The sequence below is a fragment of the Hymenobacter sp. genome, assembly GCF_031398885.1.
Taxonomy (GTDB): Bacteria; Bacteroidota; Bacteroidia; order Cytophagales; family Hymenobacteraceae; genus Hymenobacter.
Genome location: NZ_JANNOD010000019.1, coordinates 1 through 15,594, shown reverse-complemented (window position 1 = coordinate 15,594; position 15,594 = coordinate 1). Strand labels below are relative to the sequence as shown.

19 protein-coding genes are annotated in these 15,594 nt (G+C 66.1%); all 19 read right to left on the bottom strand.

The genetic code is table 11. The features are described 5' to 3' along the window. Nucleotides 1-256: 256 nt before the first annotated feature. A complete protein-coding gene (locus RMO51_RS02170) occupies nt 257-631 on the bottom strand; it encodes a hypothetical protein (protein ID WP_310391579.1) in 375 nt (124 codons plus the stop codon). Between the two features lie 91 nt (nt 632-722). Continuing rightward, entirely contained in the window at nt 723-1,307 is a 585-nt protein-coding gene (locus RMO51_RS02165) for a recombinase family protein (RefSeq protein WP_310391578.1), read from the bottom strand. Nucleotides 1,308-1,310: 3 nt separating this feature from the next. Beyond that, nucleotides 1,311-1,649, bottom strand: a complete 339-nt coding sequence (locus RMO51_RS02160; RefSeq protein ID WP_310391576.1) for a hypothetical protein — start codon at nt 1,647-1,649, stop codon at nt 1,311-1,313. A 143-nt stretch (nt 1,650-1,792) separates the two neighbouring features. After that, nucleotides 1,793-4,708, bottom strand: coding sequence for a hypothetical protein (locus RMO51_RS02155; protein ID WP_310391575.1), 2,916 nt, complete (start codon nt 4,706-4,708; stop codon nt 1,793-1,795). A gap of 112 nt (nt 4,709-4,820) precedes the next feature. Then, nucleotides 4,821-5,261, bottom strand: a complete 441-nt coding sequence (locus RMO51_RS02150; RefSeq protein ID WP_310391574.1) for a hypothetical protein — start codon at nt 5,259-5,261, stop codon at nt 4,821-4,823. Continuing rightward, complete coding sequence (locus tag RMO51_RS02145) at nt 5,258-6,715, bottom strand: hypothetical protein (protein ID WP_310391572.1); 1,458 nt, start codon at nt 6,713-6,715, stop codon at nt 5,258-5,260. Before RMO51_RS02145 ends, RMO51_RS02150 begins: the two co-directional genes overlap by 4 nt. Continuing rightward, on the bottom strand, nt 6,712-8,868 hold the full coding sequence (locus RMO51_RS02140; RefSeq protein ID WP_310391571.1) for a hypothetical protein: 2,157 nt from the start codon (nt 8,866-8,868) through the stop codon (nt 6,712-6,714). Before RMO51_RS02140 ends, RMO51_RS02145 begins: the two co-directional genes overlap by 4 nt. Then, on the bottom strand, nt 8,868-9,404 hold the full coding sequence (locus RMO51_RS02135; RefSeq protein WP_310391569.1) for a hypothetical protein: 537 nt from the start codon (nt 9,402-9,404) through the stop codon (nt 8,868-8,870). Before RMO51_RS02135 ends, RMO51_RS02140 begins: the two co-directional genes overlap by 1 nt. 3 nt (nt 9,405-9,407) lie before the next feature. After that, the gene (locus tag RMO51_RS02130) at nt 9,408-10,250 is read right to left on the bottom strand and encodes a hypothetical protein (RefSeq protein ID WP_310391568.1); all 843 of its coding nucleotides are present in this window, start codon (nt 10,248-10,250) and stop codon (nt 9,408-9,410) included. Between the two features lie 92 nt (nt 10,251-10,342). Next, nucleotides 10,343-10,483, bottom strand: coding sequence for a hypothetical protein (locus tag RMO51_RS02125; protein WP_310391567.1), 141 nt, complete (start codon nt 10,481-10,483; stop codon nt 10,343-10,345). Continuing rightward, a complete protein-coding gene (locus tag RMO51_RS02120; RefSeq protein WP_310391565.1) occupies nt 10,483-10,641 on the bottom strand; it encodes a hypothetical protein in 159 nt (52 codons plus the stop codon). Before RMO51_RS02120 ends, RMO51_RS02125 begins: the two co-directional genes overlap by 1 nt. A 244-nt stretch (nt 10,642-10,885) precedes the next feature. Then, on the bottom strand, nt 10,886-11,110 hold the full coding sequence (locus RMO51_RS02115; protein ID WP_310391563.1) for a hypothetical protein: 225 nt from the start codon (nt 11,108-11,110) through the stop codon (nt 10,886-10,888). Nucleotides 11,111-11,277: 167 nt separating this feature from the next. Beyond that, on the bottom strand, nt 11,278-11,643 hold the full coding sequence (locus tag RMO51_RS02110) for a hypothetical protein (protein WP_310391562.1): 366 nt from the start codon (nt 11,641-11,643) through the stop codon (nt 11,278-11,280). A 14-nt stretch (nt 11,644-11,657) separates the two neighbouring features. Beyond that, a complete protein-coding gene (locus RMO51_RS02105; RefSeq protein ID WP_310391561.1) occupies nt 11,658-11,975 on the bottom strand; it encodes a hypothetical protein in 318 nt (105 codons plus the stop codon). Nucleotides 11,976-12,010: 35 nt separating this feature from the next. Continuing rightward, the gene (locus tag RMO51_RS02100; RefSeq protein WP_310391560.1) at nt 12,011-12,451 is read right to left on the bottom strand and encodes a hypothetical protein; all 441 of its coding nucleotides are present in this window, start codon (nt 12,449-12,451) and stop codon (nt 12,011-12,013) included. Nucleotides 12,452-12,465: 14 nt separating this feature from the next. Next, nucleotides 12,466-12,951, bottom strand: a complete 486-nt coding sequence (locus RMO51_RS02095; protein WP_310391558.1) for a hypothetical protein — start codon at nt 12,949-12,951, stop codon at nt 12,466-12,468. Nucleotides 12,952-12,969: 18 nt separating this feature from the next. Further along, nucleotides 12,970-13,323, bottom strand: coding sequence for a hypothetical protein (locus RMO51_RS02090; protein ID WP_310391556.1), 354 nt, complete (start codon nt 13,321-13,323; stop codon nt 12,970-12,972). Between the two features lies 1 nt (nt 13,324). Then, nucleotides 13,325-14,338 carry a DUF6712 family protein gene (locus tag RMO51_RS02085; protein WP_310391555.1) on the bottom strand — a complete coding sequence of 338 codons (1,014 nt, stop codon included), beginning with the start codon at nt 14,336-14,338 and terminating at the stop codon, nt 13,325-13,327. A 4-nt stretch (nt 14,339-14,342) separates the two neighbouring features. Beyond that, on the bottom strand, nt 14,343-15,594 hold a 1,252-nt coding region (locus RMO51_RS02080), incomplete at its 5' end, for a hypothetical protein (protein WP_310391553.1).

Here is a 15,594-nt window from a genome sequence, read left to right as displayed (position 1 = left end):
GTTGCAGACGCGCGCCAGCGGGGGGAGCGGAAGGGAGGAAGCCGTGCGCAGCCCAGCACCGACCTTTGTGGCACTCATGCCCGTTGCCAATCCCTCCCGCCCCTACTCCCTCGGCTTCTGGCTGAGAATTATTTGAATTGGGCTGAATCGTCTTAAAGGCACATTTCTGGAAAAAGGTGGCAAAAAGGGTGGCAGATACAAAAAGGCCCCGGCTCAACAGCCGGGGCCTTTTTGTTTGCATAACGAGATACGCCGACTAGCGATAATTATAGCCTTTGCGGGGGCGGCCGGGGTCGGGACGCGCGGGTCGCCTGGGTTCCATTGCCTTGGGCACCGTGCTGGCCCGGACAACTGAATCGCCGGAACTGGGCGGGGCCACCACCTCGCTCACGGGGTAGCGCTTCCCCGCTCCGGGGGCGGGGGTTGGCAGCTGAGCGGCCGTGGGGACGGGCGCGGCGGTGATGGGTGCTTCGCTGGCCACCGAAGCGGCCTGGGCGGTGAGCGGGAAGCTGGGCGTGGCCACCAGGGCGTGCTCCGGCTTGGGGACCATGCGGTCGGGGGGCGGGGGGGCCTGGGCGTGCGCCGTGACCAGGCCGATGCTCAACAAGAGCATCGCAAGTAGTTTCCTCATGCGTTGGGCAATTAGGTTTGGGTTGGAAAAAATTGAGCCCAAAGATTTGCCGCCGCCGGCACCGAGAAAAAGGACAGGCAAAAGCCGGTAGTTATCCTAGTTTAAGGTATTTGCCCACCACGCCCTTGCTCACCTCCAGCGCGGCCGCGATGGCCCGCTCGCTTTTGCCCTCCCTGCCCAAGGCGCGAATCTGGTCGATGATGGCCGGCGCCACGGCCTTGCGCCCGAGCACGGTGCCTTTGGCCTTGGTGCGGGCCAGCCCGGCCTTGGTGCGCTCGCTCAGGCGTACCCGCTCCTGCTTGGCCACGACAGCGAGAATGGAAATGACGGCATCCTTGAAAATGCCGGTTGAGTCAAGGAACTGCTCCGTGTACGATTTGAAGCCGACGCCCCATTGCTCGAGCTGGTTGAGGTGCTGGAGCGTCGGCAGCACGCCTTCGCGGCTGAAGCGGTCCAGGCTCCAGAACAACACCAGGTCGAAGCGGCGCTGGTGGGCGTCGCGGAAGAGCTGCTGGAACTGCTCGCGGTGGGCCGTGCCGCCCGACTCCTCTTCGGCGTACTCCCGATAGATGGTGTAGCCGTGGGCTTCAGCGAAACGGCGCAAGTCGGGCAGCTGGTTGTCGGTGGACTGGCCTTTGTCCTTGGTCGAGACGCGGGCGTAGATGGCTACTTTCATTAATTAGAGCCTGGTTTTTTCCGCTTCCTCCTGTGGCACAATGGACGACTGCGGCACAAGAGGCAATGGGAGCAATCCAACAGCGGTCAACAATTGGTCAAAAAACTCTTCCGAGAGTGGCCGGAAGGACATTAGGTAATTCTGAATCGGCAGTGAAATCATGATGCAATCCGGTTCCGTAGCGTAGGCGGGCACGCACAGTGTAATGGATGACCACCACTGCTTTGCTACCGCATTATTTGGCCGGTGGTACTTAATAGCGTGCGGCGCACGCCAGTCCAGTGCCATCCCGAAAGCCATCAGCTTTTCTTCCGATGGCAAGTACTTGCTTGTCCCAGTCATGAGCTTAAAAATTGGTCGTCTTTCATACCATAAAGCTACGCCCATTAAACGGGTCTTTTATGGGCAGCAAAACGCCCCGCCAAAAAGCGGCCGGCAGACCACTTTTGGCGGGGCGTTTTCAGCACCCTTAAATGGGCACCCGCCTACGCCCGAATCGCCGACTCCTGCTCGACCCGCTTGAGCGTGTCGAGCCCGCTGCGGACCTCCTGCAGGTTCTGGTGCACCTTGAGCTCGCGCTGCCACTGGCGCACGTCGCCGAACGTGGTCTCCAGGCTGCGCAGGACCGCCAGCATCTGCACCTGCACGGCGTAGTTGAGGTCGGCTTCGGTTTCCGGCAGCGGGTTGGGCACTGGCAGGCTGGCCGCGCCAGTCGTGGCCCCGCCGTCGGCGAAGCCGCGCAGGCGCCGGGCCTCAAGCCAGTTTTCCACGGCCGCCACCTCGGGGTCCTTTCGCATCCAGGCCGGCACCACGTACTCGTCCTGGTGCACGATGCCCGCCACGGCAAAGCCCGTGTCGTCGATGAGCTTGCCGTTCGAGCCCACGCGGATACCCGACATCTCCATGAGCTGGCCCACGGGCGAGACAACCATGCCCCCGCCCTGCTCCATGCCCTGGCTGCCCATCATCATGCCGCCGCCGGTGCGGCCGCCCTGGGCAAAGCTGAACTTTTGCAGCTGCGAGAGACCGAAAGCCGTGCGCGCCACGGCCAGCGCCGTTTGCACCCCGCCGAGGATGGTACCGAACAGGCCCGCGGTGGGCACGTTGGCGGCCTGCGCAGCCGAGTAGCTCCAGATGGCCGCCACTTCCTGCACCCCGTCCTGGATGATTTTCGCGCCGGCCAGGGCCGTGTACAGGTTGTGGTGCTTCTTCCGGGCCGCCTCGTCCTGAAACAGCAGGTCGATGGTGGTCTGCACCACGTCGCCCGCGGTCTTCAGGCCGAGCATGGCCATTTGCCGCTTGGCCTCGGAGGTTTTTCTCGCGTCCTCCAGGTCCTCCTTATTTTTGTCGCGCTCCAGTTTCTGCAGCTCCTTATAGGTGGCGCGGTAGAGTTTGCTGGTGGTGCTGCCGTACTGTTCCTCCAGCGCCAGCTTGGCCTCCAGCGAGGCGTGTTTGGCGTCGTAAATGGCCTGGTCGTACTGCTGCTGGTTGAGCAGGGCCTCCTCGAACTGGACGGCAAAGTCGGCTTCGCGCTCCACCTCGGCCGCATCCTCGTCGGCCAGCAGGTCGACCAGGTGCTGCTGGCGCTGCGCCCGGTCCTCCTCGTCAAAGCGGGCCTGCAGCTCCTGTTTCTTCACCTGCGCCTCGGCCTCAATCAGGGCAATGGCCGCGTGCTTCTCGGCCTCGGTGCCCTTTACTGTCAGGGCCTTGCGCTGGGCGTCGAACGTAATGGCGCCCAACTCTCTTTCCCGCTGCGTACCCTTGGCAATTAGGGCCGCCTCTGCCAGGTTGATGAGCATCTGCTGGTGCCTGATTTCGGCCTCGGCCTCGGCTTTGTGGGCCTTTTCCAGCGCGGCCAGGCGCTTTTTCTCCAGCGCTTCGCGGGCTTTCTTGTCCTTGGCCGACTCCCCGGCCGGCTCCTCGCCCCCACCGACCGGGGCCCCGCCCCCGCTCTTAGTCGTCTCGCTGGTTTCCACGCTCACCGAGCGCACAATTTTGTTGTTTTTGTTGGCCTCGTAGCCGGTCATGAACGCGTTGGCCGCCCGTTCTCCCTGGCCCAGGGCCAAATCGGCCGTGGCCTCCATCGTGCTGCGGAAGCCCTTCAGGATGCGGTCCTTGTCGAGGGTGAAAATGCCCACCAGGATATCGCCCACCCCGCCCAGGTACTTGATGGCGTCGTCCTTGATGGCTTTGAAGGTGCTGGTCACCACCGCGGCAAGGCCGCCGATGACGCCGCGCAGCAGCTCGCTCTTGTTGTACCAGTCGATGAACGTATCGACGACGGCCTTGCTTACCTGCAGCACCGCCCGGAAGGGCATAATCAGCAGGGTGAGCGCCGTTTTGAGCACCTCCACCACGATTTTAGCGGTGTCGGTTTTCTCCGAGAACAGGCCCATGCCTTCCACCACGTCCATCACCTCGCGGTAGTAGGTGGCGAACTCCGCCCCGATGTCGGCCAGCAGGTCCACCAGGGGCTGCGCCTCGTCGAGCACCCGGCCCAGCCACTGGCTGAAGTCGTTGAGCACGCCGCTCACCACGCCGCCCACGGTTTCCTTCATCTCGCCCCAGCGCATGGTGAGCGTGGCCATGCCGCCGGCGGCCTTGCGGGCAGCCTCGGCCGAGCCCCCGAACTCCGAGTTGAGCTCGGCCAGGATGACGCGCTGCGCGCCGGCCACGTCGCCGGCCTTCACCATGGCCGCAATCTGCTCTTTCTGCTGGTCGGTAAACGTGACGCCCACCCGCGTGAGGGCCGTGATGCCCGTGAGCGGCGCATTCAGGGCCTTGCCCAGCTGAATGCTGGCCCCTTTCATGTCGGCCGGGCCGTCGCCGCCCATCTTGGTGGCCAGGTCCTGAATGGCGGGAATGGCGTCCTCGAACACGCCCTTCTTCACGTTTTTGAACGTGAGCAGCATGGCGCTGGCACGGTTGGTTTCGTCGTCGTCGAAGAGTGTGACCTTCGCGCGGGCTTCGCCAATGGCCCGAATCTCGGCCGCGGTCAGACCGGCCGCGTTCTTGGTGGCCAGCAGGGTGGCTTCCAAATCGGCCGAGGCCTTGGCGCTGCCCTGAAACTCGTCTTTGGCGCTGCTCAGGAAGCCGAACACCTGCTGCACCAGGCCCAGGATGCCCCCGCCAGTGAACAGGGCAAACGCGTTGGCGAAGGCCTGCTTCATCACGCCGGCGCCCTGGCTCACGCCGGTGAGCTCCGTTTTCACGTCGGCAATCTTGCCCTTCAGGCCCTGGTAATCGGCCACAAGCTTGGCCCGGCCGGGGTCGTCGCCCGACATTTTCTGAAACTGGGAATAGAGCACGGCCGCGGCCGCGTTCATTTCCTTCAGGCTCGCAAAAGCCTTTTGCCCGTTGACGATAATCTCAACGGTTCTTTCCTCCTTCGGCGCGGCCATAGCTCAACTTCACTGGTTCAACACCGGCAAAGCTCCGTTCTTGCGTGCGCGCCCAAAAGGACAGGAAATAGCAGCGCAAATGCCCGGCAAGACTTACCCTAAAAGCTAATTGTTAGAAGCTCACAGTTACCGGATCGGTGGGCAGCGAGGCCTGCGCACTGGCCACCATGAGTTGGCCGGTGAGCTCACTCACCAGGACCCCCAGCCGGTGCACCTCGTTGGCCGCCTGCTTGGCGTACCAGCGCTTTGCCTTCCGGCCCTGGCGCTGGAATCGGCCCCGCTTGTTGCGAAAGCGGCGCTCCTCGGCCGAGGCCGCGCCCTTGACCCGGCCCAGGCCTGCGTCCACGTACAGTCCCTGCATGGCGTAGACCAGGCGCATCTTGAGCTCGGTCTCGGTGTTGCTGCTCACCCTGCCCTGGAAGCTGTTGTAGAGCTCCTGGGTCTGGCCGATGCGCTGCTTCTTGAGGTTGGCCCGGTAGCGCTCGATGCTGATGTCGAGCCACTTTTCGCCCAGTTCGCGCTGCTGGGCCAGCAGGTTCGGTTGTTCGCTCACAACAGTTCGCGGTAGGTGACGGTGGCGGTGCTCAGGCGCTGGTCGCCGCGCACCTTCACACTAATCTTTTCCCAGAAATGCAGGTGCTCGTCGAGGCGCTCGGCCACGCCCGGGTCCAAGGCCTGCAGGTCGGCAATGCGGAAGCGCGTCTCGTACTCGCTGGCCACGGCGCGGGCCCGGAAGTCCAGCCAGGGCCGGTGCCACTGGGCGTAGAGGCCCTTGGGGCCGGCCCAGCTGAGCGCGTAGGCGCCCACCGGGTCGCCGGCCAGGTTGGCGGCCTCGCGGCTGGCCAGCGGGTAGGCGTTGCCCTGCGAGTCGGGCTGCAGGCCGCGGTAAAAGAGCAGGCGCAGCCCCACCCGGCTGTCTTCGCCCATCTCAAACTCGGGCCCGGCCCCGGCGGCCTCGATGGCCGGCAGCAGCCAGGTGCGCGCCGGCAGGAGCTTGTCGCCCGCCCGCACCTCGTGCAGGCTGCCGGCCCCGCCCTCGACGACTTCGCCGCCGGCGCCGACGCGCAGCTGCTGCCAGGCCACGTCGAGGGTTTTGTCCAGCTCGTCCTCCGTGTCCGGGGCCGAGCGCAACCAGAAGCCGTTCGTCTCGTTGGGCGTTGCTTTCTGGCGGGTGCCTTCGCGGTCCACGTAGCCGGCGCGGGCCGCGGCCACTACCTCGCGCAGGGCCTTGACGCGCAATTCCTTGCGGAGCGGGTTGAAATCGTAGCCCAGGCAGCAGGCGTTCTGCAGCCCCAGCAGGAAGGCGCCCACGCTGATGGCCGGCACGTGCCGGGCCAGCACCACCTCGGTGGCCGCCGTGGCCAGCATGCAGTCGGAGTACATCACCAGCGTCTGCACCTCGGGGTCGTCGAGCCAGGGCCCGGTGAGGGTCCAGCCGAACGCGGCCAGCACCTTGCGCAGAATGGGCAGCACGTAGGGCATGGGCGCCAGCGGGTAGCCGGCGCCCTGGGGAAAGGCCCCGCCGGCGTAGTAATTCACCACCCCGCTGGTGAAGGCGGGGTTTTTCTCGCCGCAGAACGCCGCGTTGCGCACCGGCGCCAGCGCGTAGTCGGCGGTGCTGGGCGTGCGCTGCAGCGGCACCGTGCCCAGGTCCAGCGCGGTGAGCAGCACGTCGCGGATGTCGGTGGCCAGGTCGGCCGCGTCGGCCACGAACGTGTAGCTCAGCTTGCGGGCCTTGGCGTCCAGGGCCTGGTACACCAGCTTGCCGGTGCGGTAGAGCGGGCCGTCCAAGTAGAGCTGCGCGGCCACCGGCGGGGGCCCACCCGGGCCCCGGTAGCGGTCGGGGAAGTTCAGGGCGCGCAGGTTGGCCTTGCTCCAGGGCAGGTCGAAGGGCAGCGTGGTGGTGCCGGGGATGGCGTCGGTCTGAAAATACGGGTTGGCGATGTCCAGGCTCAGGTCCTGGTCGGGGAGCTCCAGCTCGCCGGCGGCGGTGAGCAGGCGAATCACGGCTGGGCCCCTTCCCCGCCCGAGACGGGCGCAATGACCAGCCCCGCCGGCGTGACGGGCAGGCGCGGCGAAAACTGGCGCTGCCGGGGCAGCAGAAACTCAAACTCCAGCGCGGCTAGCGTCTCGGTTTCGTCGTCGACCGGGAAGGCCTTGGGCTTGAGCACCCCCGGCCAGTACCGGTCGCCGCGCTGTAGCACCACCCGCCGGCTCAGGGCCAGGTCCTGGGCGGCGATGAGCTGGTCGCGGCGCAGCTGCCCGCTGCTCACGGCCAGCACCGGCTGGCCCGACTTGTCCTGCACCTGCGCGTCGCCGAGCAGCGGGTCGTAGCCGGCGGGCTGGGCCCGGTCGGCCACCTCCTGCTTGAGGTCGAGCGTGCGCTTGGCCTGGCCCAGGGCCGCGAAGGTGCTCACCCCGCCCAGCGAGTTGGCGTAGAGAAAAAAGCGCTGCTGGCCGGCCGGCACGTAGGCCGTGTCCAGCACGTAGCGGCGGACCTCGCTCACGGGCACGTTGGCCGCGTCGGTCACGTAGATTTCCCAGGCCACGACCTTGGCCGACCGGGCCTTGAGCTTCCCCGGCGCCTCGGCGTCGTCGAGGTCAAGGTCGAAGAACCGGGCGGGGCCGGCGCCCAGGCCCAGCTGGGCAAAGCCCGCCGGCAGGCAGTACACCTCGTAGCGCAGGCAGCTGCTGCGCTCGCCGTGCACGTACTCCTGGGCCGAGCCGTCGGCGTAGCGCAGGCGCACCCACTGCTTGAAGGCGGGCAGGTCGAAGGAGTCGACCATGAAATACAGGTACTGGGGCTGGGCCGGCAGGCACTTCTTGTCGTTGGGCTCCCAGGTCAGAAACGGCCGGGCCGCGCCCTGGTAGGAGTCGAACCAGGTGCCCGCGGCCGCCTCGAAGAAGTCCAGGCCGCCGTGCACGACGTAGTGCTGGGCCTGGGTGGAGAAGGCCGCGCTCGTCACGGCCGGCTCGCCGAAGCGCTCGGTGTACTGGAGGTAAAACCGCTTGAAGAGGCTGTCGGCGCGGGAGATGGTGCGCTGGTTGAGTTCGGGCAGGTGCTCGCTCACGTAGGCGTCAAGCAGGGCCTGCACCTCGAAGGTGGTGCGGCCCTGGCGGTCGGCCGGCTGCTCGTTGGTGGCGCCCACCTGCACGAAGACGCCGCTGCGGTAGTCGGGCTCCACCCAGACCTCGCAGAGAAAGCTCAGGTTGGGCTTGGTGGCCGGGTTGAGCCGGTAGGCCGGCCCGGCGTCGAGGGCCAGCGCGATGGCGTTGCGCGACCAGTAGAAGCGGTAGGGCGCCAGGGCGAAGCTGACCTGGGCAGTGGCCCCCGCCGCGTCGGTGACGGTGCACGCGTAGGTGCCCACCGGCAGGTTCACACGGGCCGGGGTGGTGGGCCCGTCGCCCCAGGCGTAGGCGTAGGGCCCCACCCCGCCGGTTACGACCAGCTGCACGCTGTTGCCCGAGTAGACCACCACCACCTCGATGCGGTCCTCCTCAACGATGACCACGGTGACCGAAGCCGAGGCCCCGCTGGTGTCGCGCACCACGCAGGTGTAGCTGCCGGCCGCCAGCCCGGTGCGGGCGGCCACCGGCGGGCCGCCGTCGGCCCAGGTGTAGGCGTAGACCCCGTCGGTGCCGTTGCTGGCCGTCAGGGTGATGGTGCCGCTGGCGCCGCCGAAGTTGCCGGCCGGCGTTTGCTGCACGGCCACCTGCACCGGCCGGATGGTGTTGGTCAGCGACACGAACCAGCTAATGCCCCTCGCCCCTCCTGCCGAACCGAGCGGAAACGGGAAATCATAGAACGGGTCGTACACCAGCACCTGAATCACGCAGCCCACCGTCTCGCCCGCGAGAAAGCCGGTACCGATGACCGGCTCGACGTTGTAGAGCGTGGTCACGCCCCGGGCAATTATCCATTGCCGCAGGGCGTAAATGAACGATTCCGCCGTGAAGCGTTGCTGGTCGGGGCGATTCGCGTTGGAATCGGTGGAAATTTGAAAGGTCTGGACCGTGCCCGCCGGCACCGTCGTGCCCGAGCCGAGCAGGGCCGTGAACCGGCGGTACCCGCCGTCGAGCCAGATTTCCACCCAGTCACCGTCAAGCAGGGCAGAGCTGGTGATAAAAATCGTTTGTTGAGCTAAGCGTTCGCCGGCCATTACGTGCTGAATTTTTCGGGGTTGAAGGTCATGTCCACCGTGGCGTGGGACATGTAAGTGAAGCTGAAGCGGCAGCCGTAGAAGTGGTCGCCGACCGGGCCCACGCACTCGCCGAGCACGTCGGCCGGCGTGATGCGCAGGCCCAGGCCGCGGAGGTGGGCGATGGCGGCCCCCATGACCTCTTCGCCGATGCGCTCGCAGTCGTCCACGGCCCGGTCGCGGCCGTCGTAGTCGTCGGCCTTGGTGAGCTTGAGCACCAGAAAGGCGCCGCGGTGCACGCGGCCGATGTAGTCGCCGTCGCTGTCGAGGTAGTCGACCTCGTAGTTCTCCAGCACCAGGCAGGCCTGGCCCCCGGCAAGCTTGAGGCGGTTGCGCAGGCTGCCGTGAAACTCGCTCAAATCCAACTGCCGCTGGATGGGGTCCGAGCTGATGAGGATGCGCAGGAAGCGGGTGCCGCCGTCGTCCTGCGCGTGGCGGATGTCGACGTGGCGCGTGGCCAGGTCGCGGAAGAGGGCGGTGTACGCTAAGTGGCGCATGGGTTAAGACGGATTGCGGAGGTGTTCGGCTTGGCGGCGTTCGAGTTCTTTGGCCCGGCGGGCGTCGTCCTCCATCTTGGCCAGTACCAGGCGCACCGGCTGGCGGGCCGTGGCCTCGAGCGGGCCGAAGGCGCCGCCGCTCAGCTCGCGCAGCACCTGGCCCCAGCTGGAGGTGGTGGGCTGCTCGTCGGCTTCGGGATCGGGCGGGCTGAACACGAGCGGAAAATGGGCCTGCAGCTCGTCGCGGCAGCCGCGGTACCAGGTGAGCACGGCGAGCTTGGTGGCATCGGGCAAGCCCGCCAGCTGGGCGGCGCGCCCGGGCACCAGGTGCTCGTTGAAATCTTCGCGCCGGTCGCCGCCGTAGCTGGCCGCATGGGGCCGGTATTCCCGGCGCTGGGGCCGGTACAAGACGGCCACCAGCTTGTCCAGGGCGCCGGCCTGCTGGCGGGTGGCGTAGGCCACGAAGTAGGCGTCGGCGAAGATGAACTCGGCAAAGCTGACGTTGCGCAGGCTCTCCCGGGGTCCCCATAACTTGCCCGGCAGGGGCCGGCGCCAGGTGCGGGGCCGCCGCAGCCAGGGCAGCCGCTGGGCCGTGAGCCCGATGGATTCGCCCAGCAGGTAATCGGTCAGCCACAGCAGCTGCGTCATTTGCACCGGCGTGACGAACTGCGCAAAGAACGCGGGGCTCAGCCCCAGCAGAAAGCCGAGCAGGCGCAGCTGCAGGGCCACCAGGGTCGTGGCCGGCGCGTAGAGCAGCGGCATGAGGGCCAGCAGACGGGTGCGGGTGAAGTCGTTCCAGGACGCTTCGACTGGCCGCCGCCGGCCGTTGATAAACACTTCGTGCATGGGGAGCTGGATTGGGAAATCAAAGCTCCCGCCCCGGCGCACGACAAAAAAGGACAAGAAACGCCCCGTGCCGGCAGCGAACCCGTACGACTTTAGAGCAACGCACCCGCGCCGCCGCACGCCCAGATGAGCAGGGCCAGGCCCACCAGGGCCGCAGCGGCCCACAGGCTTTCGCGGTTGGTTCGGCGGGCATTTTGCCGCCGCTCTTCGGCCAGGTACTCGGGCGTCGGCATCAGGCGGCCAGCCAGGCAGCGTACACGTTGTGGGCGAAGCCGTAGCCGACCCTCATCGCGGCGGCGACCTCAACGCGGTTATACCCCATTTCGAAGAGTTGCTGCATCTTCCAGGTCTTGGTGGTGCCGGGGGCGCTGAGAATCTCGTAGGCAGTCATGGCGTAAGGTGTTGTTTATTTGCCGTTTAATAGAACAAATAACGCACCTTCCGGCCCCCAAGTCAAGCCGAAAAGCTCGTTTTCGAGAGATTCGGCGCAGATTCCAGGAACAGTGGAATTGTCGACTGGCACAGTGCCCGCGTGGGCAAAAGTTTCTACCTTTGGCGCATCGACCGGTGTAAGTGAGAAAGCCGGTTGGTGATTGAAAAAGGAAGACCCCCGTTTCGGCGGGGGTCTTTTTCGTTTAGGCCAGGGGCCGCTGCCGGAGCCGGGTGGCGGTTCGTTCCGATTCTTCCAGGGCTTCCTCCAGCGCCAGGATGACCTCGCAGAGCTTGCGCTCCGTGTCGGTGGGCGGGTTGAACTGGATGTTGTAGCGGTCAAACGCTTTCCACACGTCATGGTCCTTGACACCGCGCACGGCCACCAGGGGCAGGTTGGGTACTTCTTCCGGGTTTTCGTCGGGGGCCATGAGCAGTCGGGCAAGTCGGGGAAATCGCTGCTAACACACAGAAGTCCCTATCGAGACACCTAAGCATACGGGTCATGCTCCCGCTCTACTCCCCGACCGTTTTCTGACGGCCGAGGTGCCTCGGTGGTGGGGTACTTCTGGGGTGTTAGCGGAGCGAAGATAGGCCCTCAGCGCACAAACGGCAGGAAAGAGAGCTGCCGCCGCAGCCACTCCCACACGGCCGCCCCGACCGCGGCCACCAACCCGAACACCCACCAGGCGGTGCCGGCAGGCTTAGTGCTCGCGGCGGAGCTGCCCGGGCCGATGGCGGCCGCGTCGGCTTTGGTTTTGCCGGTGGCCGTGGGCGTGGCCACGTTGCCGGTGCCCTGCTGCACGACGATGTTCACCGGGGCGTTGAACTTGTACTTGCCGCCGGCCGGCAGGGCCAACAGCTGCGCGGCCGAGTCTGCCGGCGGCGCCAGGGGGGCGCGCCACTGGTCGCGGGCGCAGCCGCTGGCCCCGGCCAGGAGCAGCGGGATAAGCAGTTTTTTCATGATAGTTTGGCCGGTTACCGCTTCTTTTTGCTCATTAGCCGAATCGACTGCAGGCCCAGTTCCACCTGATGCGCCTTCCGCACGCGGGCCAGGCGTAGGGTCACCGCCGTGAGCGAGTCGCGGGTGTGGCCAAAGGCGCGCTGGTAGATGGCGGATTCCTCGCGGGCCTGGAGCAACTGCCGGCGTACCCAGTAGAGGGCCCAGACCGAATCCTGAGCCGCGCCGGCAGTCAAAATCGGGGCAGCGGGTTCGCGTTTGGCGGGCGGCCCCTGGGGCTGCCCCTGCGCACCGAGCGCGCAAAGGAGCAAAAGCAGCAGAACAAAGTGTTTCATCGGGTTAAGCGGAAAAAGTGAAGTGCAGAAGTGAATCAGTAGTTGGGGTTGTCGACGACGTTGGCCACGGCCGCGACCATGCGCTTGAGCCGCCAGTTCTCGTACACGCCCTCGCCTTCGCGCTGCAGCGCCCCGCCCCCGCCGGTGTTGCCGCCGATGGCCCGGCAGCTGGGGCCCGTGCCCCACACGAGCAGCAGCTCGACGTGGCAGATGGCCGGCCGGCCCCAGGTGTAGCCGAGCAGGTCGCCCGGGGCCGGGGCGGAGCGGCCGGCCACCCGGCCCCCGCGCCAGACGGTGTGGGCCTTGTCGAACCACGAGCGGGCGGCCCCGAAGCGGGGCACCCGCAGCCCGGCCCGGCGCAGGACCACCACCATGGCCCAGGAGCACCAGGCGTCGCCGATGCGGCCGCCGGCCTCCCGGATGAGGGCCTCGACTTCCTTGCCCCGGTTGAAGCCCTGCTCCCGGATGCCGACCAACCGGCGGCCTTCGGCTACAACGCGGGCACGGAGCCCGGCACGGCCGTCATGGCCAGGGTGATCATTTGCGTGGCCAGGTGCAGCAAATAGGCCAACGAAAGCAAGCAGAAGGATAATCTGACGCATCGGATGAGGAAAATAAACTGAGCCACCTTCCGGCGCTCGATGAGTTGATTGAGTCGGGCGGGGTAGATGTTGGCCTCCTGGTAGAGCGGGTCGGCCAAGGCATCGGTGAGGTTCTCGAACAGCTTGGCTTCGCCCTCCAGGCTTTCGGCCTGGTACTTCTGGAAGCGCGGCAGGAACTTCTCGTAGGCGTACAGGGCCATGTGCAGCCCGCCGGTGGCCAGGATGGCGGCCAGGCCCAGGGCGTTGAGCACGTCGACGTTGAAGCCGGCGGCGGTGGGGTCGATGAGCCGCAGGGCCGGCGGCATGAGCAGGAAGATGAGGCCGGTGATGAGCACGCCGGCCGCGGCGCGGCGGAGGTAATTGGGAATGGGCATAAGGGATGGGGGTTAGACCTAGCGCAGGCTGTGGTCGCGGAAAAATTCGTTGATGCTCTTGTTCAGGTCGCGGTAGGAAATCTTCACGTCCTGCAGCCCGGTCTCCAGCGTTTTGACGCTCGTCGAGAGCGTGGCCACGAGCACGTGCAGGTCCGCGTATTTTTTGATGATGTCGGCCAGGGTGTTGATGTCCCGGTTCACTTGGTCGAGGCGGCTTTCGCAGTGCGTAATCCGACCCACGGCCTCGGCAAAGGCTTTTTCTTTCTTCTCCTTGGTGGCTTTGCTGTCCTGCAGGTGGTTGCGCACGATGGTGTAGATGCCCATGGCACCCGCGATTTCCCAGCCCAGGCTGGCCATGTCGACGAAGGCCATCTTAGAGGAAGCCGAAAATGCGCCCGGCCACTTCGGTCCGCACCACGGGGCGCGGGCCGCTGGGGTCCTGGTAAGCGGCGGAAGTGAAATAGGCCGCGTAGCGGGTGGCCGAGGCCGCTTTGTTCAGGTACTGGCGCAGCCGGGTCAGGTACACCTGGCCGTCGGCGTCGGCCTGCTCCACCTTCATGGCCAGCAGCGCGTCGATGCCGGCGTCGGCCTCCTTCTCGTTGGAATTGTCGGCCCGGTACACGTTGAGCTCGATGGCCGCGCCGTTCAGGCCCATGCCCAGCTCGGGCACCGCCTTGGCAATGACCAGGTGGGCCAGCGCGGGCCGCACGTACTGCTCGAGCACGAGCACGTTGTCGGCCGAGAGGTCCCGGTCCATCACCTGCTCCTTCAGCTCCAGGTAAAACGCGGAGCCGAGCACCGGCTCGACGGCGAAGCGCTCCATCTTGCGCAGCGTGGGCAGCAGGGCCAGGTAGGTCAGCCGCGAGCCGTTGATGCCGTAGTGCTCGCTGAACTGCGCCGCCGTGTTCAGGAAGAACTGGTGCGAGGCGGTGGCGGCGGCCGAGCTGGCCCAGGCCGCGAACACCGGCGCGTCGATGTGTTCGTCCAGCAGCGTCAGGGCCCGCTCCAAGGCGTTGAAGCCCTTGCGGCGGAAGGCGGCCAGCAGCTGGTTTATCTGCCACTGGAAGGCCGTTTTCTTGGTGTCGGTGCTCAGGATGTGTACGCCCGAATCGGTCACCTGCACCTGCTGCATGGGCAGGTACTCGGCCGCGGCCAGGTTGGCGGCCGCGCAGAGCAGCTCATCGCGCAGCTCGCCCATGGGCCCGCCCAGCGCGGCCAGGTCCTCGGTGCTCAGGGCGTTGAGCTCGTTGTAGAGGGCCGGGCCGATGAGCGGCTTGAGGCGCTCGGCCTCGACCAGCTTCACGTCGGGCGCGAAGCTGGCAAAGTCCGAGTTGATGTTCACCACGACGTGGTCGCGGAACTGTTCGATGGTGCGGAGCAGCGTCATGGGCTTACTTGGTTTCTTGCTGAGCGGGCGCCGAGGGCGTTTCTTTGGCGGCCTCGGTCATCACGTAGGGGTTCACGAAGCGCCACACCACGGGCCGGCCCTCGACGGTGGCCCCGTTGTAGCGCATGGCGAAATTCAAGGGCTCCAGCACCAGGTCGAGCTTGAATTGGGCGGTGCTCACGAAGTTGGAAAAGAGCACCCGCGGCTCGGAGCCGCCGCCGGCGCCGGCGCCCATGCCCTTGCCCGGGGAGACCCCCATGAGGGAGGGGGCAAAGCCGGTGGCGGTGAACACGTGCGAGCTGGCCTCCTGCGAGTCCTCGATGTAGATGCCGTCCTTGATTTTGTCGTCGACGGCCTGAATCGTGAAGGCGGGCACTTCCAGGTTGGTGCGCTTGTCGAGAATGGTGGTCGACATGATGGTTTTGCCGGCGCCCTTGGTGCCGGCCATCACGTCGTCGAAGGCCTTGATTTCGGCCTCCAGCAAACTCTTTTTCTCGTCGCGGGTCAGCGCGTCCCAGTCGCCGTACTTCCACTCCCAGTAGGCCGAGTGCACGGTAATCAGGTACTTGACCGACACCTGGTTCTCGAAGAGCATCTTCTTGAACTCGGGAATCAGCTCGGCCACCTTCAGCCAGCCGCTGCGGCGCACCGAGTTCCAGCTGGCCAGCTGGTACATCGCCTTGTCGGGCGAGGGCACGCTCACCGGGTAGATGAACTTGAACCCCTTCTGGCCGCGCAGGGCCTCGGTGGGGTTGTAGTAGGGGTCGATGATGGGCACCGTCACCGTGTCCGGGCTGTCGGGCGTGCCGCCGTTGTCCCAGTTGGCGTTGATGAACACGTCGGTGAGCTTGCCCTTCTTGGGCTTGCGGTACCGGCACCAGGCGGCCTCCTGGGTGGAGATGGCCACGATTTTCGTGCGGTCCTTGCTCAGAATCACTTCCGGGAAGGCATTGGAAAACGTGTTGATGTCGTGCAGGGCCTCGTAGGCGTACAGGTGCAGGGCCGTGCCGGTCATCCAGGCCTCGATGGCGGGGTCGTAGGCCCGCTTGAAGACCAGGTTGTTGGCCGCGTCGACGCCGGTGATGGTGCCGTACATCAGGCCCCCGCCGTACATGGTGTCGGTTTTCTTCTCGAAAATCGCCGGCAGCATGGTGCTCTTCTCGATGTCCTTGATGACGGCCTGCGGAAACAGGTTGTCGTCGCCCCAGGGCACGTACTCGGTGCTGCCTTCGACTTTCTTTTCCGGGTTGCTGGGC